The following is a 21,890-nucleotide window of genomic DNA, read 5'->3' on the forward strand; positions in this document are numbered from 1 at the left end:
CGAGGGGGGCGTTCAGCCGCGCGCCAGCCCCTCGGGCAGGATCACGGTGAAACGGCTGCCCGCTCCGCGCGTGCTTTCAATGCGCAGCCGACCCCGGTGGCGGTTGACGATATGCTTGACGATGGACAGGCCCAGTCCCGTTCCCCCCTGCGCCCGCGCCCGATGCGTGTCCACGCGATAGAAGCGTTCCGTCAGGCGCGGCAGATGCTGTTCCTCGATCCCCTCGCCCTGATCGGCGACGGTGACCGCCCATCCCGGACCGCGCAGCAGTGGTTCATGGGCGATCCGCGTCATGGTGATGCGAACCTCGGCGCCACCGGCGCCGTATTTGATGGCATTCTCGATCAGGTTCTGGAAAACCTGCGTCAGCTGGTCGGCATCCCCCGGCAGGCGGACCGAGCCTTCCAAACCTTCGGTGACGATCCGCAATCCCGCCGTCTCGGCGCGGGGGGCCATCATCGTCACCCCCCCCCGGATCACCCCGGCCAGATCGATCTGCTTGGAGGGGCGGCGGCGTTCCTCGGCCTGGACCCGGCTCAGCGACAGAAGGTCGCTGATCAGCCGGTTCATGCGGCCCGCCTCGCGCTCCATGATGTCCAGAAACCGGTCGCGGGCGCGCGCATCGTCGCGGGCGGGACCGCGCAGCGTCTCGATGAAGCCGATCATCGCGGTCAGGGGCGTCTTCAGTTCATGGCTGACATTGGCCACGAAATCGCGGCGCATCTGTTCGGCCTCTTCGGCGACCGACCGGTCGACGACGGCGATCGTGGCCCCCCGCCCCATTCCCGACGGCAGGGGCGCGACCGTCACCTCGGCCAAGATGTCGCGCCCGTCGGCGCCGAATTGCGCGCGCAGAGTCACCACGCCTTCGGGCGGCGTCGGCAGAGCGGGATCGGGGGCGGGGGCGGGCATGGCGTCGGGGTTCAGCACCCAATCCACCGCCTGCACGACGCCCGGCTGGCGCAGCACCGTGACAAAGGGCCGGTTGACCAGGTCCTTGCCGAACAGCGCCTGCGCCTGGCCGTTGACCGCCACCACCCGCGCCGTGTGATCGACGGCCAGCATCGGCACCGGCACCCCGTCCAGAAACCCCGTCATCCGCCGCCACGCACACATCAGTCGGCCGCCCGCAGCCCGTCGCGGAACCGCGCCGCATTGGCTTGGTAACGCGCCGCCGAAGCCCGCAGCGCCGCGATGGCATCCGGGTCCAGCATCCGGATCACCTTGCCCGGCGCGCCCATGACCAGCGCGCCCGCCGGGATCTCCTTGCCCTCGGCGATCAGCGCGCCTGCCCCGATCAGCGCGCCCGCGCCGATGACGGCACCGTTCAGGACGGTCGCCCCCATGCCGATCAGCGCCCCGTCCCCGATGGTGCAGCCATGCAGCATGGCGCGGTGGCCGATGGTGCAGTCGCGCCCGATGACCAGCGGGTGGCCGGGATCGGTATGCAGGCAGCACAGGTCCTGCACATTGCTGCCGGAACCGACGCGGATCTCCTCGTTGTCGCCGCGCAGCACGGCCGCGAACCAGACCGAGGCCGCGTCGTCCAGCACCACGTTGCCGATGATCTGCGCATCGGGGGCGGCCCAAGCGGATGCCGCGATGCGCGGCGCGATGTCGTCCAGCGTCCAGTTCATCACAGGTCCTCGGCCATCAGTTTCTTGACGAAACCGCCAAGGCCCGCCTGGCGGTCGCGGCGCAAGCGTTCGGCGGTCAGGATGGCGCGCAGATGCGTTTCCGTCCGGTCCAGGTCGTCATTGACCAACACGTAATCGTATTCGGCCCAATGGCTGATCTCGTCCCGGCTTTTCAACATGCGGCCCGCAATGACCTCCTCGCTGTCCTGGCCGCGGCTGCGCAGGCGCCGTTCCAGTTCCGGAAGCGAAGGCGGCAGCACGAAGATCGACACCACATGCCCGCCAAGCGCCGAGGCGCGGATCTGTTGGCCGCCCTGCCAATCGACATCGAACAACGTGTCGCGGCCGTCATTCATGGCCTTTTCGACCGGACCGCGCGGGCTGCCATAGAAATTTCCGAAGACCTCGGCATGTTCCAGCATCTGGTCGGTTTCGACCAGGGTGCGGAACTGCTGACGCGAGGTGAAAAAGTAATGCACCCCGTCGATCTCGCCTTCGCGCGGGGGGCGCGTGGTGGCCGAGACCGAAAAGCTGAGCGTCGGGTCCCAATCCATCAACCGCCGCGCCAGCGTCGATTTTCCCGCCCCCGAGGGCGAGGACAGGATGATCATCAGGCCCGTGCGGTTCATCATCTTCGGGGGGTCCTTCGTTCATGTCTTGGCGCTTTGGCAAGGGCATGGCCCAAAGCGCGGGCATCGGTCAACCCCCAGGCCCGCCCGCTGCGCTTACGGGGCATTTTAAACATCTGCAACAAACGGGCTTAACCATCCGTTCATGAAAGGACTGTGCGAATTGCCTGCTTGCAGGTAATCATATGACGCAAACCGGGCGGCACAGGCAGTGCCCGGCAACCTGGTCAGAGGTCTTCGGTGCCCGATCGCGACGACACGACGAACATGCCCGCGGGCAATGTCAGGCCGCTGGATGCGGGCCGCGTCCTGCATTTGCAGGATTACGAAACATGCAATCCCGAACGCATCCTGCGCGAGATGCGGCAATATTGGGACAGCCTGCGCATGGGTCGCGCGGTTCCCGCCCGCACGGATGTGGACCCGCGCGGCATCGCACGGGCGCTGGATTACGCCTTCATCCTGGAACGGATCGCGCCGGGCGCGGGCCGCCTGCGTCTGGCCGGGCGTCATCTGATCGACCTGATGGGCATGGAGGTGCGCGGCATGCCGATCTGCGCATTTCTGAACACCAGTTCGCGCGGGCGCTTTTCCGATGTTCTGGAAAGCGTCTTCAAGGCGCCGCAGATCGCGCATCTGACGCTGGCCGCGAAATCGGAATATGCGCGCCCCGAATTGCGGGCGCAGATGATGCTGTTGCCGCTGCGATCGGATCTGGGGGACGTGACGCGGGCGCTTGGCTGCCTGATCGCCACGGGCGATACCGGCGTGGCACCCCGGCGCTTCGATCTGGTCGAGGATGCGGTTTTGCCGGTGATCGACGGGGGCGCGACGCTTGCCCCCTCGCCCTCGGTCATGGGATTTGCCGAGGAACGCAAGGGGTTCGCCCCTGCCCGGCCCGCGCCGCCATCCGCCAGCACCCCCGAGGAACGCCGCGCCATGTTCAGGGTGATCACGCCCCGGGCGCCTGACGACGACCGGGGCTGAGCCTTCAGGCCGGAACGACCTTGACAGCCCCGTTCTGGGCCGAGAGCGCAATCTCACCCGCCGCAAGCCGCAGCGCGTCATCGCCAAAGACGGTGGCCCGCCAGCCCTTCAACGCCGGCAGGTCGCGTTCGCCGGTGGCGATCGCGTCCAGATCGGCCGAGGAGGCGATCAGCTTGGGTGCAACACCCGCTGCATCGGCCTTGGCCTTCAGCAGCACCCGCAGCAGGTCCGACAGCGCGGCATTGCCCGGCTTGCCCGGTTCCTCGCCCTTGGGCTGGGGCAGGTCCTTGCTTTCCAACCCGGCCTTGACGGCGGCGATGATGCCTGCGGCGATGTCGCCCTTGCGGGCCTCGCGCAGCAGCAGGCGCGACTTGCCCAGATCGCCTTCGGATTGCGGCTTGGTCGAGGCCACCTCGATCATGGCGTCATCCTTGTAGACGCGGCTTCGCGGGATGTCGCGGGACTGGGCATAGGCCTCGCGGAACTTGGCAAGCTCGCGCAGGATCGCCAGAAAGCGCGGAGAGTTGGTGCGGGTGCGCACCTTCAGCCAGGCTTCCTCGGGGCGGGTGATATAGGTCTCGGGGTTTTCCAAGACCGCCACTTCCTCGGCGACCCAGGCATCGCGCCCGGTCTTGGCCAGTTCCGCCGCCAGATATTCATAGATCACGCGCAGATGGGTCACGTCGGCCAGCGCATAGGCCTTTTGCGCATCCGACAAGGGGCGCAGCGACCAGTCGGTAAACCGCGACGACTTGTCCAGATTGGCGCGGGCGATCTTGCGCACCAGCGTCTCGTAACCGACCTGTTCGCCAAAGCCGCAGACCATGGCCGCGACCTGCGTGTCGAACAGCGGCGTCGGAAAAATCTGCGCGTCGTGGAAGAAGATCTCCAGGTCCTGACGCGCGGCATGGAACACCTTGACCGTATCCTGGTGACGGAACAGATCGTAAAGCGGCTCCAGCGACAGACCGTCGGCCAGCGGATCGACCAGCACGGCTTCGCCGCCCTCGGCCTTGGGGCCGCCTGCGGGCGGGACGGCCAACTGGATCAGGCACAGCTTGGACCAATAGGTCCGCTCGCGCAGGAACTCGGTGTCGACGGTGACATAGGGGGCGGATTTGGCAGTCTCGCAGAAGCGCGCAAGCTCTTCGGTGCGGGTGATCGTGGGAATGTCCTGGCTCATACGGCTCTTTCAGATGCGGCGGTTCGTCCGCCTTTCCGCCAGATTTACGCCCGGCCCGACAATTTGGAAACCCCCGTTCGTCGCGTGCCCGTTCGTCGCGTGATCGTCACGCGCGCTTCACTCCTCGGCGTCGGCGGGGCGGGAACGCAGGGCCTCGGCGACGCCCGGTTCGCAGGCGGTGCCGGGCGCCATGGGAACACCCGTGCGGAAGGCGGCGCGCCCGATCAGATGCGCCGCGACCGGGGCTGTCAGCAGCACGAACAGGAAGGCCGCCATGGCACGGGCGAAAACAGTCGCTTCATCGAATGACAGGCCCACGGCCAGCAGGATCATCCCCACCCCAAGCGTGCCCGCCTTGGTCGAGGCATGCATCCGGTTCAAAAGATCCGGCAGGCGCAAGACGCCAAGGCCCGCGCCAAGACAGAAGAAGCCGCCCCCGACTGTCAGCGCCGCGATGATCAGGTCCATGATCATGCTTGATCCCTTTCCTTGGCCTTTTGCAGGTCGATGGATTTCAGCGTGATGCGCCGCTCCAGATAGCGCGCCAGGCAGACGGTGGCCAGAAAGCCCACCAGCGCCAGCACGACGGCCACGTCCAGAAACGCCGCGCTGCCCGCCTGCAGGGCGGCAAGACCGCCAAAGGCGACCAGCTGGATGGTCATCAGGTCCAGCGCCACGATCCGGTCGGCCAGAGTCGGACCCTTGATCAGCCGGAACGCAGCCAGGATCACACCCAGGATGACCAGGGCAAAGCCCAGCAGGATGACGTCGTCAAGAAGGCTCATGATGCTCACTCCGTTGCCTCGCGGACCCAGACCTCGAAATGGTCGCGGATCTGTGCGCGGATTGCCTCGGGATCGTCGCCGAACATCGCATGAATATAGAGCGTCTTGCGATCATCGGAAACATCAAGGCTCAGCGTGCCCGGCGTCAGCGAGATGAAATTGGCCAGCATGGTGATCTGCAGGTCGGTGGTCACGTTCAGGGGGATGGCGATCAGCGCGGGCTTGCTGTTCTGGCCGGGGGTGAAGACATCGCTGACCACGGAAAACGAGCTGACGACCAGTTCATAGACGAACATCACGACCAGCCGCGCCCAGTAATAGAGCCGCCTGAAATAACCGCGCGACGACGGGAACAGCGGCCGGACCAGCCACATCGCGCCGAGGCCGATCACGAAACCGGTGATCAGGCCCGACAGGGTCACGCCCCCGGTCAGCGCAACCCAGGCAAAAGCCAGGAACATGTTGATGGCAAAGAGGTTCACGGCTGCACCCCCAAAACGGTCTCGATATAGTCGCTGGGGTCAAGAAGCTGACCGGCGGCGGTTTCTGCGAACTGGACGAAAGGCTCGGGGAAGACGCCGATGACGCAGGTCATCGCGGCCAGCGCCGCGATGGGCAGCATCAGCGCCAGCCGATGGCCGACCGGGATGTCCGACAGGCGCGGCTGGATTCCGTCGGGATGGTCAGGCCAGAAGGCTGCCCCCCAGATCTTGGTCATCGAGAAGATCGTCAGCAGACCGACCGCCAGCCCCAGGCCGCCGACGACCCACATATCCAGGTCCAGCGCCGCCTTGACGACGATGAACTTGGCCCAGAAGCCCGACAGCGGCGGAAAGCCCGCCAGCGAGAATGCGGGGATCAGGAACAGGAAGGCCAGCAGCGGCGCATGGGCGTAAAGCCCGCCGATGCGCGACAGCTCGGTCGAGCCGGCAATGCGCTTGGCCACACCGGCCACGAAGAACAGGTTCGCCTTCACGATGATGTGGTGCACCAGATAGAAGACCGCCCCCATCAGGCCAAGCGGCGTATAGATCGCCAGACCCAGGATCATGTAGCCGATCTGGCTGATGATGTGGAAGGACAGGATGCGGCGGAAATCATTCATGGCGGCCGCGCCAAGGACGCCCGTCACCATGGTAATGACCGACAGCCACAGCAGGATCGTGTGGGTAAAGCCCACATCCTGATCGAAGATCAGCGTGAAGGCGCGGATCAGCGCATAGACACCCACCTTGGTCAGCAGGCCCGCAAAGATCGCCGACACCGCGACGGGCGGCGTGTGATAGGATGCGGGTAGCCAGAAGAACAGTGGGAACATCGCCGCCTTGACCCCGAAGGCCACCATGAACATCACGGCGATGGTGGTCAGCAGGCCGGTGTTTTCCACCTCGCGCACGGCCAGGTGCAGGTCGGCCATGTTCAGCGTGCCGGTGATGCCGTAAAGCAGGCCGATCCCCGTCAGGAACATGATGGTCGAGATCAGGTTCAGCGTGACATACTTGATGCCGCCATCCAGCTGTTCGCGCGACCCGCCCAGAACCAGCAGACCGAAGCTGGAGATCAGCATCACCTCGAACCAGACATAAAGGTTGAAGAGATCGCCCGTCAGGAAGGCGCCGCAGACCCCGACCAGCAACACCTGCAGCAGGGCGTGAAAGCCCAGTTCCTCCAACCGCCGGGGGATTTCGGCGAAGGAGTAGACCACAGTGGCGAGGCCGGTGATGGCGGTGATGACGACCATGACCGCGCTGAGGTAATCGGCGACCAGTGTGATCCCGAAGGGCGCCCGCCAGTTCGACATCTGCGCCGAGATCACGCCCTGGGGCAGCACGTTGGCCATCAACAGCCCGCTGGCCAGCAGCAGCAGCGCCGTTCCCGCAAGCGAGATCCAGCGCCCGGCAGGCGAACGGCGGAACAGATAGGAGGCGACGGCGGTCATCATGGGAATGATGATCGGATAGACAAGAAGCCAGCTCATTGATGGGTTTCCTCGGGCTCGGCCAGGCGCATTTCGTCGCTGTTGACGGTGCCAAGGGTCTTGTAGGTGCGATAGACCAGCGCCAGCGTGAAGGCCAGAAGGCCGAAGCCGATGACGATGGCCGTCAGGACCAGCGCCTGCGGCAGGGCGTTGGCGACCGGCCCATCGGGAGCATAGGCGCCGTCCGCGATCAGGGGGGGCGCGCCCGCGGTCAGGCGACCGGCGGCAAAGATCACCAGGTTGACTGCGTTCGACAGCAGGACCAGCCCGAACAGAAAGCGCAGCACGTTGCGGTCCAGCATCAGATAGATGGATGTGGCCACGACGATGCCGACGGTGATGGCAAGCAGCAGTTCCATGATCAGATCTCCCTTTCCAGGGCGAAGACCAGGGTCAGGATGCCCCCGAAGACGGCCATGTAGACGCCGATGTCGAAGACAAGCACCGAGGATAGGGGGATCCCCTTTCCGCCATCCTCGGCGAAAAGGAAGAACCACTGGCCGGTAAAGAAAGGCTGGCCGGCAAGGCCCGCCGACAGGCCGGCAAGGCCAGCGACGCCGACGCCCAGCATGGCGATGTTGGCGGGATCGACCTTCAGGGCGCGCGCGGCATCCTCGACCGACGCGGCGAGGGCATAGAGAATGAAGGCCGTCGCCCCGATCAGCCCGCCGATGAAGCCGCCGCCGGGCAGGTTGTGACCGCGCAGCAGCGCATAGACCGAAAAGACAAGCAGCAGGGCGACCAGCAGGCGCGTGGTCGTGGTCAGGATCAGCGACTGCATCTCAGGTCTCCCTCTCGTCTTGCGGAACGGCCTTGCGGGTGCCGCGCAGCAGCGCATAGGCGGCGATGGCCGCCATCGTCACCACGGTGATTTCGCCGAAGGTGTCCAGCGCGCGGAAATCGACCAGGATCACGTTGACGATGTTGCGGCCATGGGCCTCGGGATAGGACGCTTCCTCGAAGAAGGCGGTCAGGCGCGGATCGAAATCGCTGCCCAGGACCGAGATCATCAGGAAGGTGGTCACCAACCCCACACCGCCCGCGATGACGGCATGGCCGGTGCGGAAGGACTTGGACGAGCGGCGCGGCAGGTAAGGCAGGCGCAGCATGACAAGGCTGACCAGCACGACGACCAGAACCTCGACCAGCAGCTGGGTGATGGCCACGTCGGGGGCGGCGAAGATGATGAAGATCAGCGACACGCCGATGCCCACCACGCCCATCCCGGCGACGGCCGTCATCCGGCTGTGCGTCCAGACCACCAGGACCGAACCCACGGCGATCAGCGCCAGCACCGTCCATTGAACGGGATGCGCCTCGGCCTGCGCCAGGTCGAAATTGCCGTCGAAGGCGCCCTTGGCCAGATAGGTACCCCCCACCAGCACGATGAAGGACAGGAAGATCACCGACATATAGCGCTGCAGGCTGCCGGTCTGGATCAGGCCGGTCTGCCATGCGGCAAAGGCCTTGAACCCGTCCAGCAACCGGTCCCACCCTGCGTCGAAATCGATCGGATTGCGGGTTTCGAAGCGGGTCAGCGCGTTGCGGAACGGCACATGGACCAGATAGATCAGCACGCCCGCCGCGAAGGTCGCCAGCGACAGGTACAGCGCCAGGTTGAAGCCGCCCCACAGATGCAGCTGCAGATCCTCGTGCGGGCCATAGACGGCGCGGGCCGCGGGGCCGACGATGTACTGGCCCAGCAGGTCCGGCATCAGGCCGAAGGTCAGCGACAGCGCGCCCAGGACCAGGGGTCCCGCCAGCATCTGCCATGGGCCTTCATGCGCCTTGTGGGGCGTGTCGGCCAACTGCCCGCGGAAGGGCTTCAGCGCCACGATCCCACCCGCTACGAACATCAGCGCGCTGGCGGCGAAGGTCATCGCCGTCACCCAGATCATGCCCTGATCCAGGCCCAGGCTGGCCTTGTACATATATTCCTTGCCGACGAACCCGATCAGCGGCGGGATGCCCGCCATGCTGAGCGCGGCCAGCGCCGCCGCCAGCGCGGTCAGCGGCATCGCGCGGCCCAGACCCCGCAGCACCGTCGCATCGCGCGTGCCGGTCGAATGGTCCACGATGCCGATCATCAGGAACAGCGCCGCCTTGTAGAGCGAATGAACCACCAGGAACAGCATCGCCGCCGAGATCGCGTAATGCGTGCCCGCGCCGATGAACATGGTCAGCGTGCCCAGCGCCATCAGCGTGGTATAGGCCAGCACCTGCTTGATGTCGGTCTGGCGCAGCGCCATGACCGAGGCGAAGACCGCCGTCACGCCGCCAAAGATGGTCAGCACCCAGAACCAGACGTCGGTGCCGCCCAGCGCGGGGTTCATCCGCGCCATCAGGAAGACGCCCGCCTTCACCATGGTCGCGCTGTGCAGATAGGCCGAAACTGGCGTCGGCGCGGCCATGGCATTGGGCAGCCAGAAATGGAACGGCACCTGCGCCGATTTGGTAAAGGCGCCCGCCAGGAACATCAGCAGGATCGCCAGATACCAGGGATGGGCGCGGATCATGTCGCCCTGTGGCAGGATTTCCGACAGCTCATAGCTGCCGGCGATATTGCCCAGAACGATGATGCCCGCCAGCAGGATCAGCCCCCCTGCCCCGGTGACCAGCAGCGCCTGCAGCGCCGAACGCCGCGACGCCGCCTTGTCGGCATTGAACCCGATCAGCAGATAGGAGGAGATCGTCGTGACCTCCCAGAAGACGAAGACCGAGATCAGGTTGTCGGCCAGCACAAGGCCCAGCATCCCCACCATGAAGATCAGCAGATAGCTGACAAAGCGCGGGTAATGCGGGTGATCACCCAGATAGCGTGACGAATACAGCGTCACCGCCGTCCCGATCCCGGTGATCAGCAGCGCGAAGGTCATGCTGAGACCGTCCAGAATCACCGACAGCCGGATACCCAGCGACGGCACCCAGTCGATGCCCCGCATGACCGGAGCCTGGGCGATCTGCGGCAGCAGACCTACGAAATAGATGAAGAGTGCCGCCGGAAACAGGATCGATATCCACCCGGCAGGCCCGCCCATGAAGCGTGGCACCTTGATATAGTCGTCAGCCATGTCTCGAACCTCTGTCGCGGCATGCGTTTGGCGCAGGGTCTAGCACCCTTTCCGGGGGGAAAACAGACGCCCGCGGGCGCTAATCGTCGCACAAGTCACGAAAATGACATGCCGGCGGGCGGGGTCGGGGATGAAATGCGCCGATGCCGGCAGGGCCGGTCTTGCCGCAGGGCAGGCTTGGTTTCAGTATGGCGCGCAAGCGAGATGGCCCGTCCATCGCGATTCGACAGACAGGAAAAGGATATCCCATGCAGCACGCCAAGACGCTTATCGACACCCGGAACCCGGCCATGCAGATCGGCCTGACCCTGGCGGCGGCGGCGCTGATCGCCCTGGGTGCCAAGGTGCAGGTCCCCTTCTGGCCGGTTCCGATGACCCTTCAGACGCTGGCGGTGCTGGTCATCGCGGCAGGGCTTGGCCCGCGCCTTGGCCTGGCGGCGATGGGGGCCTATATGGCGGCGGGCATCGCGGGGCTGCCGGTCTTTGCCGGATCGCCCGAACGCGGGCTGGGGCTGGCCTATCTGGCGGGTCCGACCACCGGCTTTCTGATCGGCATGGCGCTGGCCATGGTCGTGACCGGTGCGCTGGCGCGCGGCCGCGGCATGGGCATGCAGGCTCTGGCGCTGATCGCGGGCACGGTCGCCATCTATGTGCCCGGCCTTATCTGGCTGTCGGGCTTCGTGCCTTCGGACCGGCTGCTGGCGGTGGGCGTCGCCCCCTTCATTCTGGGCGACATGGTCAAGATCGTGCTGGGCACGATGGTGCTGCAGGCGGGCCAGCGCTTGCGCGGCTGAGGCCCAGACAACTGACAGCGAAGACCGCGAACGGGGCCATCATGGGCCCCGTTTTCCATTCCGACCCTGCGTCATCCGGCGCATGGCGGGTTCGCACGGGGTATCGCGACACGGGGGCGCCGTGCAGATTGGGCGTACCTGTTCCCAGACAAAGGCCCGCCGACATGTCCGACCATGAACCGCTGCATTCCGACATCATCCGCCGGGTCGAGGAGAGCTTTGCCGCCCAAGGCCTGATGCGGCATCTGGGCGTCGAGATCGCCTGCATCCGCCACGGAGAAGTGACGCTGCGCCTGCCCTTCCGGCCGGAACTGACCCAGCATCACGGCTTTTTCCACGCGGGCGCGACCTCGGCCTTGGCCGATACGGCGGGCGGCTTTGCCGGATATACGCAGTTTCCCGAAGGCAGCACCGTCCTGACCACGGAATTCAAGCTGAACCTGCTGGCACCGGCCAGGGGCGACTGGCTGCTGGCGGTGGGACGCGTGGTCAAGTCCGGGCGAACGCTGACCATCTGTCAGCTGGACGTGCATGCCCATCAGGGCGACGCGCGGACCCATGTGGCCACGGGGCTTCAGACGCTGATCTGCCTGCCCGCGGGCGGCCCCTCGTGACACCACCCCGCGCTTGGCGTAGACAGCGTCGACATTGATGTGAACCGCGAAGGGTGGATAGATGGCACAGGCTAATATCGGGTTGATCGGATTGGGAACCATGGGGGCGGCACTGGCGCTGAACATCGCCGAAAAGGGCTTTCCCATCGCCGTCTGGAACCGCACGACCGAGGTGACGCGCAAGTTTCACGCGACCGCCGGCGATCTGGCCGACAGCGTCATCCCGACCGAGAGCCTGGCCGATTTCGTGGCCGCCATCACGCCCCCCCGCGCGATCATCCTGATGGTGCCTGCCGGTCCCGCAGTCGATGCCCAGCTGGAGGCGCTGACCCCGCTGCTGGATGCCGACGACCTGGTGATCGATGCGGGCAATGCCGATTTCCACGACACGAACCGCCGCATCGACGCGGGCCTGCCCTTTCACTTCCTGGGCATGGGCGTTTCGGGCGGTGAAGAGGGCGCGCGTCACGGTCCGGCCATCATGGGCGGCGGCGATGCGGCCGATTGGGACCGCGTGTCGAACGTGATGAACGCGATCGCAGCCAAGGCCGATGATGGCGAAGCCTGCGCGGCCCGCATGGGCGACGCGGGTGCGGGCCATTTCGTCAAGATGGTCCATAACGGCATCGAATATGCCGACATGCAGATGATCGCCGAGGTCTATGGTCTGATGCGCGACGGCATGGGCATGGATGCGGGCGCCATCTCGGACGTCTTCGCAGGCTGGAACGAGGGCGTGCTGTCCAGCTATCTGATCGAGATCTCGGCCAAGGTCACCGCCGCTGCCGACAAGCACACCGGCAAGGCGATGCCCGACGTCATCTTGGACCGCGCAGGCCAGAAGGGCACCGGCCGCTGGACCGCGATCGAGGCGCAGCATCTGTCCGCCCCCATCCCCGTGATCGAGGCTGCCGTCATGGCGCGCAACGTCTCGGCCCGGCTGGACGAACGCAAGGCCGGTCAGGACCGCTTCGGCGCCGCCCCACAGCCCTGCGACATGGACCCGAAGGCGCTGGAACAGGCGCTGATCGTCGGCAAGATCATGTGCTATGCGCAGGGCTTCACGATGATCTCGGGGGCATCCGAGCGCTTCGGCTGGACCCTGAACCTGCCCGAGATCGCCAAGGTCTGGCGCGCGGGCTGCATCATCCGGTCCTCAATGCTGAACGACATGGCGGATGCCTTGGGCGAGAACCCCGACCGCAACCTGATCCTGGCGCCGTTCTTTGCCGACCTGATCGAACAGGGTGTCCCCGCCCTGCGCCAGGTCGTGTCCCAGGGGATTGCCGCCGGACATGCCTTGCCGGCGCTGGCTTCGGGGCTGATGTGGTTCGACATGATGCGCACGGCGCGCGGCACGGCCAACATGCTGCAGGCACAGCGCGACTTCTTCGGCGCCCACGGGTTCGAACGCCTGGACGGTGTTCAGGACACCCACGGCCCTTGGGGCAGCGACGCCTGATCGACGATAAGGGGATCAGCCGCGCGGGCGGCTGATCTCGCCTAATGTCAGCACGGGCGAGGCATCGATGCCCTGCGCGTTCAGCATTGCCGCGACGCGTTCCAATGCCGCGACCAGCATCGATTGTTCCCAGTCCTGCATGCTTTGAAAGCCCTTGACGAAATGCTGCTGCAGCGCGTCTGGGGCATCCTGCAGCGCCTGCGCGCCCCCTTCGGTCAGGATCACGTGCAATTGCCGCCGGTCGGTCACGGACCGTTCCCGCGATGTCAGGCCCAGCTTGTTCAGCTGATCGACCAGCGCCGTCACGGTGGCCTGGCTGACGCCCATGCGGCCCGCAAGCGCCGTGGGCGTCGCACGCTGCCCCTCGGCGGCGGCAAGGATCTGCAGCACACGCAGCTTGGCCGGTGTCAGCCGCGCCGATTGCGCCAGTTCACGTTCATATTGTTCGGTGGCCCTCAGGATGCGCCGCAGCGCGATCAGGGCGTCATCCGTGCGGGGATAGGGGGCGGGCTGCGTCATGGGGTCCATCATGCCATTCGGGTGGTCGGCAGGGCAATGCCGGGTTCTTTATCATGTAAATAATTCGCTTGACGAACGGGTTTCATCACGGACCCGTGTCGAAAAGCAGAAATAAGCCTTTAAATCTAAGTTACTTAGCTGAAAAGGCCCAAATTTTTGCGATTCCCTTGCAACCAGAAGGTAAGTTTACTAGTTAGATCACCGAAGCAACTGAGGACCTAGTCGCCCATGCCCAAAGATGTGCAAGACATTGAACGCCCCCAGCAGTTGACGCTGCGCAAGCCCGACGCAACCGATGGCGCTGCCATCTGGGAGCTGGTGCGCAGCTGCAAGCCACTGGATGAAAATTCGATGTATTGCAATCTGGTGCAGGCCGAACATTTCCGCGACACATGCGTGCTGGCGGAAATCGACGGTGACGTGGTTGGCTGGATTTCGGGTCACATGATCCCGAACGAAGACGCCCTTTTCGTCTGGCAGGTTGCAGTTGGCAAGAAAGCACGCGGTCTGGGACTGGGACGCAAGATGCTGACGCATCTGATCAACCGCGACGAATGCGCGGATGCCACCCGGATCAACACCACGATCACGCTGGACAATGACGCATCCTGGGGCCTGTTCCGCAGTTTTGCCCGCCACGCTGGCGGCAAGCTGAGCGATGACCCCCACTTCATGCGCCACCGGCATTTCGGCGGCCGTCACGCGACCGAGCATATGGTGACCATCACCCTGCCCTCGGATGACGCGCAGGCCAAGGCCGCCTGAAATCATTCACACATCTAAGCAATTCAGAACGCATCCTGATGCGAAAGGATTCCCTATGTCCAACGACATGATGACGACTGAGACCGACAAGACTATCTTCACCCGCCGCGAAAGCGAAGCGCGATCCTATTGCCGGGGCATTCCAAATGTTTTCACCTCGGCGAGCGGGTCAATCATGCGCGCCGAGGACGGCACCGAATATATCGACTTCCTGGCCGGCTGTTCGTCGCTGAACTATGGTCATAACGACCCGGACATGAAGACTGCGCTGGTGGATCACATCACCAATGACGGCATCGCGCATGGCCTGGACCTGCACACGACCACCAAGGCCGACTTCCTTGGTGCCTTCGAAAAGCACATCCTGAAGCCGCGCGGCATGGATCATCGCGTGATGTTCATGGGCCCAACCGGCGCCAATGCCGTCGAAGCCGCCATGAAGATCGCCCGCAAATCGACGGGCCGCACCAATATCATCGCCTTCACCAATGGCTTTCATGGCGTGACCATGGGTGCCTTGGCTGCGACCGGCAACGGTTATCATCGCGGTGGCGCTGGCATGGATGCGACCGGCGTGACGCGCATGCCCTATGACGACTACGCCGATGGCGTGGACAGCGCGGCCCTGCTGGACCAGATGCTGTCGGACGCTTCGGGCGGGATCGACGCACCGGCGGCGATCATGCTGGAAACGATCCAGGGCGAAGGCGGCCTGAACGCTGCATCGACCGAATTCGTCCAGAAGCTGGCCGATATCGCCAAGCGCCACGGCGCACTGCTGATCTTGGATGACATCCAGGCCGGTTGTGGCCGCAGCGGCAAGTTCTTCTCGTTTGAGGACATGGGCGTGGTGCCGGACCTGGTGCCGATGGCCAAGTCGATCTCAGGCTTTGGCCTGCCCTTGGCGATGGTCCTGGTTCGTCCAGAACATGACGTCTTTGGGCCTGCCGAACACAATGGCACCTTCCGGGGCAACACCCATGCCTTCGTGACCGCACGTGTCGCCATCGAGAAATTCTGGTCCGACAAGGCGTTCGAGGCAGAGCTGGCCGAAAAAGCCGCGCTGATCGAAAAGCGCCTGACCGAACTGGCCGATCTGGTTCCCGGCGCCTACCTGAAGGGCCGCGGCCTGATGCGCGGCGTCGATGTCGGCACGGGCGAACTGGCCGCTGCCATTTGTGCACGCGCCTTTGAAAACGGCCTGATCATCGAGACCTCGGGGAACGAGGATCAGGTGGTCAAGGTGCTGGCCGCGCTGACCACGCCCACCGAGGTCTTCAACAAGGGCTTCGACATCCTGCTGGATGCAGCCCGCGACGTCCTTTCCACGACCAAGATTGCAGCGGAGTAACATCATGATTGTACGCGATTTCAACAAGCTCAAAGACACCGACCGTTCGGTTTCGGACGCACAGTGGAATTCGGTCCGCATGCTGTTGGCCGATGACGGGATGGGGTTTTCCTTCCACATCACGACGCTGCACGCGGGGTCGGAACATCAGTTCCACTATAAGCACCACTTCGAGAGCGTGTTCTGCATGCAGGGCAAGGGCTCGATCACCGATCTGGGCACCGGCGAAACGCATGAGATCACGCCCGGCGTGATGTATGCGCTGAACCTGCACGACAAGCACATCCTGCGCGCGGAAGAAACGCTGGTCATGGCCTGCTGCTTCAACCCGCCCGTGACCGGGACCGAAGTTCACCGCGAAGACGGCAGCTATGCTCCTGCCAAAGAAACGGCGTAAGTCATGGCAGACCCGAACAACACTCACACCGTCGAAAAGATCGGTGGCACGTCGATGTCGCGGGTCCATGAACTGCGCGACACCCTGCTGATCGGGGACCGCACGGGGACCGACCTTTACGGTCGGATCTTCGTGGTCTCGGCCTTTGGCGGCATCACGAACCTGTTGCTGGAGCACAAGAAGTCGGGCAAGCCCGGCGTCTATGCGGCCTTCGCCAATGGCGACGGCGATCACGGCTGGCTCGAGGCGCTGGACCGTGTCTCGGATGCCATGATCGAGGCGCATCGCGGCATTCTGGAACATCCCGGTGATCTGGAACGTGCCGACGACTTCGTCCGCGACCGCATCCTCGGCGCACGCAACTGCCTGATCGACCTGCAGCGCCTGTGCTCCTATGGCCATTTCCGCCTGTCCGAACACATGCTGCAGACCCGCGAATTGCTGTCGGGCCTGGGCGAGGCACATTCCGCCTTTGTCACCACGCTGATGATCCAGCGAGCCGGCGTTCAGGCGCGTTTCGTCGACCTGTCGGGTTGGCGCGACGAGGGCGAGGTCAGCCTGGATGAACGCATCCTTGGTGCGATGCAGGGCGTCGATCCGCATTCCGAGATCCCGATCGTCACAGGCTATGCCCAGTGCCGCGAAGGTCTGATGCGCGAATTCGACCGTGGCTATTCCGAGGTGACCTTCTCGCGTCTGGCGGCCCTGACCGGCGCGCGCGAGGCAATCATCCACAAGGAATTCCACCTATCTTCGGCGGACCCGAACCTTGTTGGCGCGGATGCCGTGCGCAAACTGGGACGCACCAATTACGACGTGGCCGACCAGCTGTCGAACCTTGGGATGGAGGCGATCCACCCCAAGGCCGCCAAGACGCTGCGCCAGTCGGGCGTTCCGCTGCGCGTGACCAACGCGTTCGAGCCGCATGACCCCGGCACGCTGATCGACGACCAGCCCGCCACCGAACCGGCGGTCGAGATCGTCACCGGTCTTGATGTCTTTGCGCTGGAACTGTTCGAGCAGGACATGGTCGGGGCCAAGGGCTATGACGCCTTCATCCTCGAAGTGCTGACCCGTCACAAGGTGCGCATCGTCAGCAAGGTTTCGAACGCCAACACGATCACGCATTACGTCGACAGCAGCCTCAAGGTGCTGCGCCGTGTCGAGAAGGACCTGACCGAGCGCTACCCCTCGGCCGATGTCTCCTCGCGCGCGGTGGCCATGGCCTCGGCCGTGGGACGTGATCTGGACGGGCTGGCGGTCCTCAGCCGCGGTCTGAACGCGCTGGCAGCGGCCGATCTGGAGGCGATCGGCGCAACCCAGGGCCCCCGCCCCGTCGATGTGCAGTTCATCGTCGAACGCGACGCGCTGGCCGGTGTCATCAAGGCGCTGCACCGCGCTTTGGTCGAAGATCAGGCCCAGCCCGCCCAGAAGGCTGCCTGACCGCGACACCATCACCGGACCGAAAGGGGCGATCCACAAGGGTCGCCCCTTTTTCATGGCCACATGGGCCGGATGCGGGGTCTTCGCCCCCTTGCAGCGCAGGCGCCCCCGTCCTATATGGGTCCTGTCCGGAGCAATTCGGACTATGGACATAAACGCGCTCGTAATAAGCGGATCGGACCCGGGGGCGGTACCCGGCGGCTCCACCAAGACACCCTTCATTGGGGGCAAATGGGGCCGAAACAGGATCGACGAACGTCTAAAGGGGTTATGCTTTGTCTCGGTGAGCTACTACCGTTATCGGTGCAAAACGTACAGTTGCCAATGACAACCGTGCTCCGGTCGCTCTGGCTGCGTAAGCAGTCCGAAAGATCGAAACCTAAGCCCTTGCGCCTAGCAGCGTAAGGCGGGGCCCGCAGGAGCCTGGCAACAGAATCCTGCACCTCATTCCCCACTCCTTAACACGTTGTTTTCGCTCATTGTCTGGTTTCCAGTTTTGCAGCGTTTTACAGTTTGCGTTCACGGTATTCCCTGAGCACGGCTTTTGCCGCCGCTTTGCGGTCGTGATGGCGGCTGTATCGTTCGACCATTTCCACCGACATGGCGATGGTTGCGCTGATCTGAAGTGCGCTCATTCCGTCCTGCCGCAGCCTGATAACAGCGTTGGCGCGTAGGCCAAGCCAGTCGCGGCCCTCGTTCGGGTTGATGGTCTGGCTGGCAATGAGGCTGTTGATGCCCGTGGCGCGGGTCGCCAGATCGGCACGGGTCAGGTCGTCACGATCGAACCGCACAGCGAAGCGGCCACGCTCGGCATCGGTGAACAGCGCCCGGTTCAGCGCACCCTCCAGCGCCCGCAGCCACGGCTCCAAGGCAGTAGCTCAGGAACTCGCGGCCCATCTGTTCGGTGTTGCTCCACGTTGCCCGGTCAAGCTCAAAGAGCATCGAGGGCGGCACGCGGAAGGCGCGGGCGATTTCGAGGATCTGGAACTTGCGGTTCTCCAGAAACTGCGCGTCGGTCGAGGTGAAGGCGAACGCCTCGAACTCGGCACCATCGTAGAGGATCGCCGTTCGGCCCTGTCCGTCACCGCCTTCATGGGTCGCACGCCATGCAGCACGCGCCTTTTTCACGGAGTCTTCGGACATGGTCTTGGGGAACTTCAAAGCCCCGCCAGGACGCGCCCCATTGGTGAACAGGTTGGATGCGTGACGGTCCAGCATCATCGCCGTGCCGATCGCCTCGCGGGCCAGCGACAGGGGCGACTTGCCGAACGGGCCGCGCAGGTGGATGACGTTCTGCGCAGCCTCGACCTTGCCGTTGATGGTGTAGCTGGGTTCGCGCGTCATGGCGTCATAGGTCGCCTGGATCGCGCCGGGGGCCATCTGGATCACCTCGAAGGGCTTGCCGTTCAGCCGGTTCACCCATGCCAGCCCGCCTTCGTCGCGGACCAGTGCCGCAGCGGTCAGATCACGGATGAAATCGAAAGAGGAAGTCCAGCCATTCGCCTGTCCGGTCAGGATGCCATGCACGGGGTGGTCGATCGCAGGCTTGGCGATACCGCCGTGGATCTCGACCACGCCAATGTCGAGCGTGGCAGCAGCTTCGGAAATGGCCCGGATCGCAGCACCCACAGCGGGAACATGCAGGGCGGTTGCCTCTCCGACCACCACACCCGAAGCGGTCGTGGTCGCCCCTGAACAGCGCCATCAGGTCGGCATCGGGGTAAGCGAGGCTCTTGGCTTCGGTCTTGGTGCGGCGGAAGAGTGACAGCATTTTCATTCTGCCACCTTACCGCGCGCGCGGGGGCGTTAGTCAGCTAGCAAGACTTTGAAAATCATGGCAATTCGTGGGTCTTTCCACGCTGCCAATCGCGCAGCTCCGACAGGAAGGCGAAGTAGGTGCCCGCGCCAACTGGCCGGTGGATCGGCACAGCCGGATCGCGTGCCCAACGCCGTGCCGTGTCAATGCTCACGCCCAGGGCATCCGCGATCATGGGCAGACCCCACAGCTTGCCAGACGGGGGCGGCGTCAGCACCGCGTCCAGCCGCCAGCGATCGAGAGGGGGCGCATCGTTCATGTCGTTCTCACGCATGTTGAAAATCTCCAATTCGGGCCGATCTTGTGCGCTGCTCCCCGCGCCGGTCCCCGCCATAGGGCGAAAGTTCAGGACCACCCCCGGTGGAGCGCAAAAGATGGCCGCAAAAAACCGAACTAAGTGTGCTTGACACGGCAGATCGAATTCGCCATGTGATGTGCACTCGCGAACGATGTAAGAGCGAGTCGAGTAAGCCAAGCGCGTGTATGAGTTGCTGGCTTGCATTTATTGAAGCGCAATGCCTTCGGCGGCGCCATAGAACGCAGAAACATTGCGTTCATTAATTTTTGCACAGTCTTCAACTTCTTCACATCCGCAAAGGAATTCTCCATGCTTACCGCAGCCAATTCTGCCAATCTGATCCGTATCGTCATTGAGAACCGTAAGCCTATCGCTAAAGGTTTGCGGGCCATCGCTGACCTCCTTGACCGCGAAGAATAAACACCAACCCACTCGTAAGCCGAGCAGTGCTTTTCGCTGCTCGGCTTACTCATCGGCCACCTCGAAGCCGGTCAGCGCGACATATGCCATCGCCACCCTGCGAGTGACAGCACGGCCCAGCGCAGGGTCGGCAAGGTGAATGCGAACATTGTCGCCGCGATGCGTCTTGCCGATCGGGCCATGCGCGGTGACGATGCCGGTATTCTTCTCGGTCAACACGCATCCGCAGACTTTCAGACCACTTATCCACAGGTCAAACACAGCCAACAGACGATTACCGATCTTATTCGGCTCTGAATTGATGATGTTGAGGTTGTGGATGGTGAAGTCGGGCACCGTCGTTGGGTTAGTCGTCATAGTTGTCAGCCTTTCATAGCCTAGAGGGGGTGGTAGTTAAGGATGTCCCAATTTTGGGGACTGGTAGGGTGCTGAAACGGGCGGTTTTCGTCCCAGTTTTGGGGACGGCTCGTCCCAGTTTTGGGGACTGGTAGTCATCTTTTCGTCCCGTTTATGGGGACGACACGTCCCGTTTTTGGGGACGGGAAAATGTTTTTTGACTCGTCGCTCAATATCCCGTTGCGACCCGTGGGATTGCAGGGCGCGTGCGCACGGACCGCGTAGTCGTGCCCCTGCTCCCAATGCAGATAGAGCTTCTTGCCCGAGTGATCGTCCTGCCCAGGCAGCGCCAGTTCGGTGATCTCATAGGTAGGTGCCGCCCCCTTGCCTTCGGTGCCCATACGCCCGTGCTGGGTCAGCAGCAGGAAGCCCTTGGCTTGCAAGTCATGGAAGGCCCGCGCCGCTGTCTTGGCGTTGCAGCCCAGCCGATCGGCAGCCACGCGCACGGGTAGGCTGATCTTGCCGTTGTTGTTCGCCTTCGGTCCCTTCCACTCGAACTTCAGCCACGGGTAGAGTGCTTGGGCAGTCGTTGACCAAGCGGCCCATGCGGGCGTCTCCATCGTGCTGCGCAGCATCTTCGTCCAGTGCTCGTGCCGTTCTTCGTTCTTGCGGTCGCGTCCCATCAGCGCCCCCTGCCCGCAAGGCGCTCGGAAAGTGTTTTACAGTTGCTGCCGACGTTCTGGCCCCGTTCACGGTTTTGGCGCATTTCGCTGGAAAACGGTTCTGCTTTAAGTTCAAAGCGGAAGCCCATTTGGGGCAAAATCCTGCACCTCATTCTCCCTTATTTCCCGACATGCCCCCCTTTTCATCGTCCGCCATATCCCTATGCTTGGCGCGCAAGATGAAAGGTTGAACCATGGCGCGGTCTGAATTGGATTACGGTGGAATGATGCATCGCGCGATGCAGGGGCTGATTGCCGAAGTGCTGCGCAAGGTCGCGCGCGACGGTCTGCCGGGCGACCATCATTTCTTCATCACCTTCGACACCCGCGACGACGGCGTCGAGATGGCTGACTGGTTGCGCGAACGCTATCCCGAGGAGATGACCATCGTCGTCCAGAACTGGTTCGACAACCTGACGGTGGCGGACGATCATTTCACCATCACGCTGAACTTCGGCAATTCCCCCGAACCGCTGCACATCCCCTTTGATGCGCTGCGCACCTTCGTCGACCCGTCGGTCGAATTTGGCCTGCGCTTCGAGACGCAGGACGGCGAGGACGAAGATGAGGATGCCGAGGTCGATGCCGATTTCGACCTGAACGCCGAGGATGACGGCGACGACACCCCCCCTTCGGGCGGCGGAGAGGTCGTCAGCCTTGATCGCTGGCGCAAGTGACCGCAT

26 protein-coding genes and 1 other RNA gene are annotated in these 21,890 nt (G+C 64.0%); 10 read left to right on the forward strand and 17 right to left on the reverse strand.

The features are described from left to right. Positions 1–12 precede the first annotated feature (12 nt). From DKT70_RS01710 to gmk, 3 genes are read right to left on the reverse strand one after another with little or no spacing between them, the layout of a single operon-like run. Positions 13–1,098 (reverse strand): ATP-binding protein, encoded by a 1,086-nt coding sequence (locus DKT70_RS01710; protein ID WP_111557523.1) that lies wholly within the window; start codon positions 1,096–1,098, stop codon positions 13–15. Between the two features lie 17 nt (positions 1,099–1,115). Then, positions 1,116–1,637: a gamma carbonic anhydrase family protein gene (locus DKT70_RS01715; RefSeq protein ID WP_111557524.1), complete on the reverse strand. Its 522-nt coding sequence runs from the start codon at positions 1,635–1,637 to the stop codon at positions 1,116–1,118. Continuing rightward, positions 1,637–2,266, reverse strand: a complete 630-nt coding sequence (gene gmk / locus DKT70_RS01720; RefSeq protein ID WP_111557881.1) for a guanylate kinase — start codon at positions 2,264–2,266, stop codon at positions 1,637–1,639. The genes DKT70_RS01715 and gmk overlap by 1 nt, the downstream gene beginning before the upstream one ends. 240 nt (positions 2,267–2,506) lie before the next feature. On the opposite strand from gmk, the gene DKT70_RS01725 reads away from it, so the two are divergent. Then, positions 2,507–3,253, forward strand: coding sequence for a PAS domain-containing protein (locus tag DKT70_RS01725; protein WP_233490380.1), 747 nt, complete (start codon positions 2,507–2,509; stop codon positions 3,251–3,253). Between the two features lie 4 nt (positions 3,254–3,257). Here the strand turns inward: DKT70_RS01725 and rnd are convergent, their stop codons facing one another. From rnd to DKT70_RS01765, 8 genes are all read right to left on the reverse strand, one after another. Beyond that, positions 3,258–4,424 carry a ribonuclease D gene (gene rnd, locus DKT70_RS01730; RefSeq protein ID WP_111557883.1) on the reverse strand — a complete coding sequence of 389 codons (1,167 nt, stop codon included), beginning with the start codon at positions 4,422–4,424 and terminating at the stop codon, positions 3,258–3,260. Between the two features lie 129 nt (positions 4,425–4,553). Next, a complete protein-coding gene (gene mnhG, locus DKT70_RS01735; protein WP_111557525.1) occupies positions 4,554–4,910 on the reverse strand; it encodes a monovalent cation/H(+) antiporter subunit G in 357 nt (118 codons plus the stop codon). Continuing rightward, positions 4,907–5,221, reverse strand: a complete 315-nt coding sequence (locus DKT70_RS01740; RefSeq protein ID WP_111557526.1) for a cation:proton antiporter — start codon at positions 5,219–5,221, stop codon at positions 4,907–4,909. The genes mnhG and DKT70_RS01740 overlap by 4 nt, the downstream gene beginning before the upstream one ends. Before the next feature lie 5 nt (positions 5,222–5,226). Further along, positions 5,227–5,703, reverse strand: a complete 477-nt coding sequence (locus DKT70_RS01745; RefSeq protein WP_111557527.1) for a Na+/H+ antiporter subunit E — start codon at positions 5,701–5,703, stop codon at positions 5,227–5,229. After that, positions 5,700–7,199, reverse strand: a complete 1,500-nt coding sequence (locus DKT70_RS01750; RefSeq protein WP_111557528.1) for a Na+/H+ antiporter subunit D — start codon at positions 7,197–7,199, stop codon at positions 5,700–5,702. The genes DKT70_RS01745 and DKT70_RS01750 overlap by 4 nt, the downstream gene beginning before the upstream one ends. Beyond that, entirely contained in the window at positions 7,196–7,558 is a 363-nt protein-coding gene (locus DKT70_RS01755) for a Na+/H+ antiporter subunit C (RefSeq protein ID WP_111557529.1), read from the reverse strand. The genes DKT70_RS01750 and DKT70_RS01755 overlap by 4 nt, the downstream gene beginning before the upstream one ends. 2 nt (positions 7,559–7,560) lie before the next feature. Next, entirely contained in the window at positions 7,561–7,980 is a 420-nt protein-coding gene (locus DKT70_RS01760; protein ID WP_111557530.1) for an MnhB domain-containing protein, read from the reverse strand. 1 nt (position 7,981) lies between these two features. Beyond that, entirely contained in the window at positions 7,982–10,270 is a 2,289-nt protein-coding gene (locus DKT70_RS01765; RefSeq protein ID WP_111557531.1) for a putative monovalent cation/H+ antiporter subunit A, read from the reverse strand. Between the two features lie 248 nt (positions 10,271–10,518). Between DKT70_RS01765 and DKT70_RS01770 the strand changes: the two genes are divergently transcribed. From DKT70_RS01770 to gndA, 3 genes are all read left to right on the forward strand, one after another. Continuing rightward, entirely contained in the window at positions 10,519–11,064 is a 546-nt protein-coding gene (locus DKT70_RS01770; protein ID WP_111557532.1) for a biotin transporter BioY, read from the forward strand. 164 nt (positions 11,065–11,228) lie between these two features. Then, positions 11,229–11,678, forward strand: a complete 450-nt coding sequence (locus tag DKT70_RS01775) for a PaaI family thioesterase (protein WP_233490381.1) — start codon at positions 11,229–11,231, stop codon at positions 11,676–11,678. A gap of 61 nt (positions 11,679–11,739) precedes the next feature. Next, positions 11,740–13,140: an NADP-dependent phosphogluconate dehydrogenase gene (gene gndA / locus DKT70_RS01780; RefSeq protein WP_111557533.1), complete on the forward strand. Its 1,401-nt coding sequence runs from the start codon at positions 11,740–11,742 to the stop codon at positions 13,138–13,140. Between the two features lie 15 nt (positions 13,141–13,155). Here gndA and DKT70_RS01785 read toward each other — a convergent pair whose 3' ends face one another. Then, a complete protein-coding gene (locus tag DKT70_RS01785) occupies positions 13,156–13,659 on the reverse strand; it encodes a MarR family winged helix-turn-helix transcriptional regulator (protein ID WP_111557885.1) in 504 nt (167 codons plus the stop codon). Positions 13,660–13,887: 228 nt separating this feature from the next. On the opposite strand from DKT70_RS01785, the gene ectA reads away from it, so the two are divergent. From ectA to ssrA, 5 genes are all read left to right on the forward strand, one after another. Beyond that, a complete protein-coding gene (gene ectA / locus DKT70_RS01790; protein ID WP_072295163.1) occupies positions 13,888–14,424 on the forward strand; it encodes a diaminobutyrate acetyltransferase in 537 nt (178 codons plus the stop codon). Positions 14,425–14,479: 55 nt separating this feature from the next. Then, complete coding sequence (gene ectB / locus DKT70_RS01795) at positions 14,480–15,775, forward strand: diaminobutyrate--2-oxoglutarate transaminase (RefSeq protein WP_233490382.1); 1,296 nt, start codon at positions 14,480–14,482, stop codon at positions 15,773–15,775. 4 nt (positions 15,776–15,779) lie between these two features. Beyond that, positions 15,780–16,172, forward strand: coding sequence for an ectoine synthase (locus DKT70_RS01800; RefSeq protein WP_111557534.1), 393 nt, complete (start codon positions 15,780–15,782; stop codon positions 16,170–16,172). 3 nt (positions 16,173–16,175) lie between these two features. Beyond that, on the forward strand, positions 16,176–17,615 hold the full coding sequence (locus tag DKT70_RS01805; RefSeq protein WP_111557535.1) for an aspartate kinase: 1,440 nt from the start codon (positions 16,176–16,178) through the stop codon (positions 17,613–17,615). 87 nt (positions 17,616–17,702) lie between these two features. After that, positions 17,703–18,059: a transfer-messenger RNA gene (gene ssrA, locus DKT70_RS01810) on the forward strand. 62 nt (positions 18,060–18,121) lie between these two features. Here the strand turns inward: ssrA and DKT70_RS18290 are convergent. From DKT70_RS18290 to DKT70_RS01835, 5 genes are all read right to left on the reverse strand, one after another. Beyond that, on the reverse strand, positions 18,122–18,484 hold the full coding sequence (locus DKT70_RS18290) for a phage portal protein (RefSeq protein WP_111557536.1): 363 nt from the start codon (positions 18,482–18,484) through the stop codon (positions 18,122–18,124). After that, a complete protein-coding gene (locus DKT70_RS01820; protein WP_158529930.1) occupies positions 18,390–19,244 on the reverse strand; it encodes a phage portal protein in 855 nt (284 codons plus the stop codon). Before DKT70_RS01820 ends, DKT70_RS18290 begins: the two co-directional genes overlap by 95 nt. Before the next feature lie 203 nt (positions 19,245–19,447). Continuing rightward, the gene (locus DKT70_RS01825) at positions 19,448–19,765 is read right to left on the reverse strand and encodes a helix-turn-helix transcriptional regulator (RefSeq protein WP_233490383.1); all 318 of its coding nucleotides are present in this window, start codon (positions 19,763–19,765) and stop codon (positions 19,448–19,450) included. A 429-nt stretch (positions 19,766–20,194) separates the two neighbouring features. Beyond that, positions 20,195–20,506: a hypothetical protein gene (locus DKT70_RS01830; protein WP_146612585.1), complete on the reverse strand. Its 312-nt coding sequence runs from the start codon at positions 20,504–20,506 to the stop codon at positions 20,195–20,197. 134 nt (positions 20,507–20,640) lie between these two features. Then, positions 20,641–21,168, reverse strand: coding sequence for a hypothetical protein (locus DKT70_RS01835; RefSeq protein WP_111557539.1), 528 nt, complete (start codon positions 21,166–21,168; stop codon positions 20,641–20,643). 233 nt (positions 21,169–21,401) lie between these two features. Here DKT70_RS01835 and DKT70_RS01840 point away from each other — a divergent pair, with 233 nt between their 5' ends. After that, positions 21,402–21,884, forward strand: coding sequence for an SspB family protein (locus DKT70_RS01840; protein ID WP_111557540.1), 483 nt, complete (start codon positions 21,402–21,404; stop codon positions 21,882–21,884). The last annotated feature ends 6 nt before the right edge of the window (positions 21,885–21,890 follow it).

It is taken from the genome of Paracoccus sediminilitoris (genome assembly GCF_003259195.1).
GTDB lineage: Bacteria > Pseudomonadota > Alphaproteobacteria > Rhodobacterales > Rhodobacteraceae > Paracoccus > Paracoccus sediminilitoris.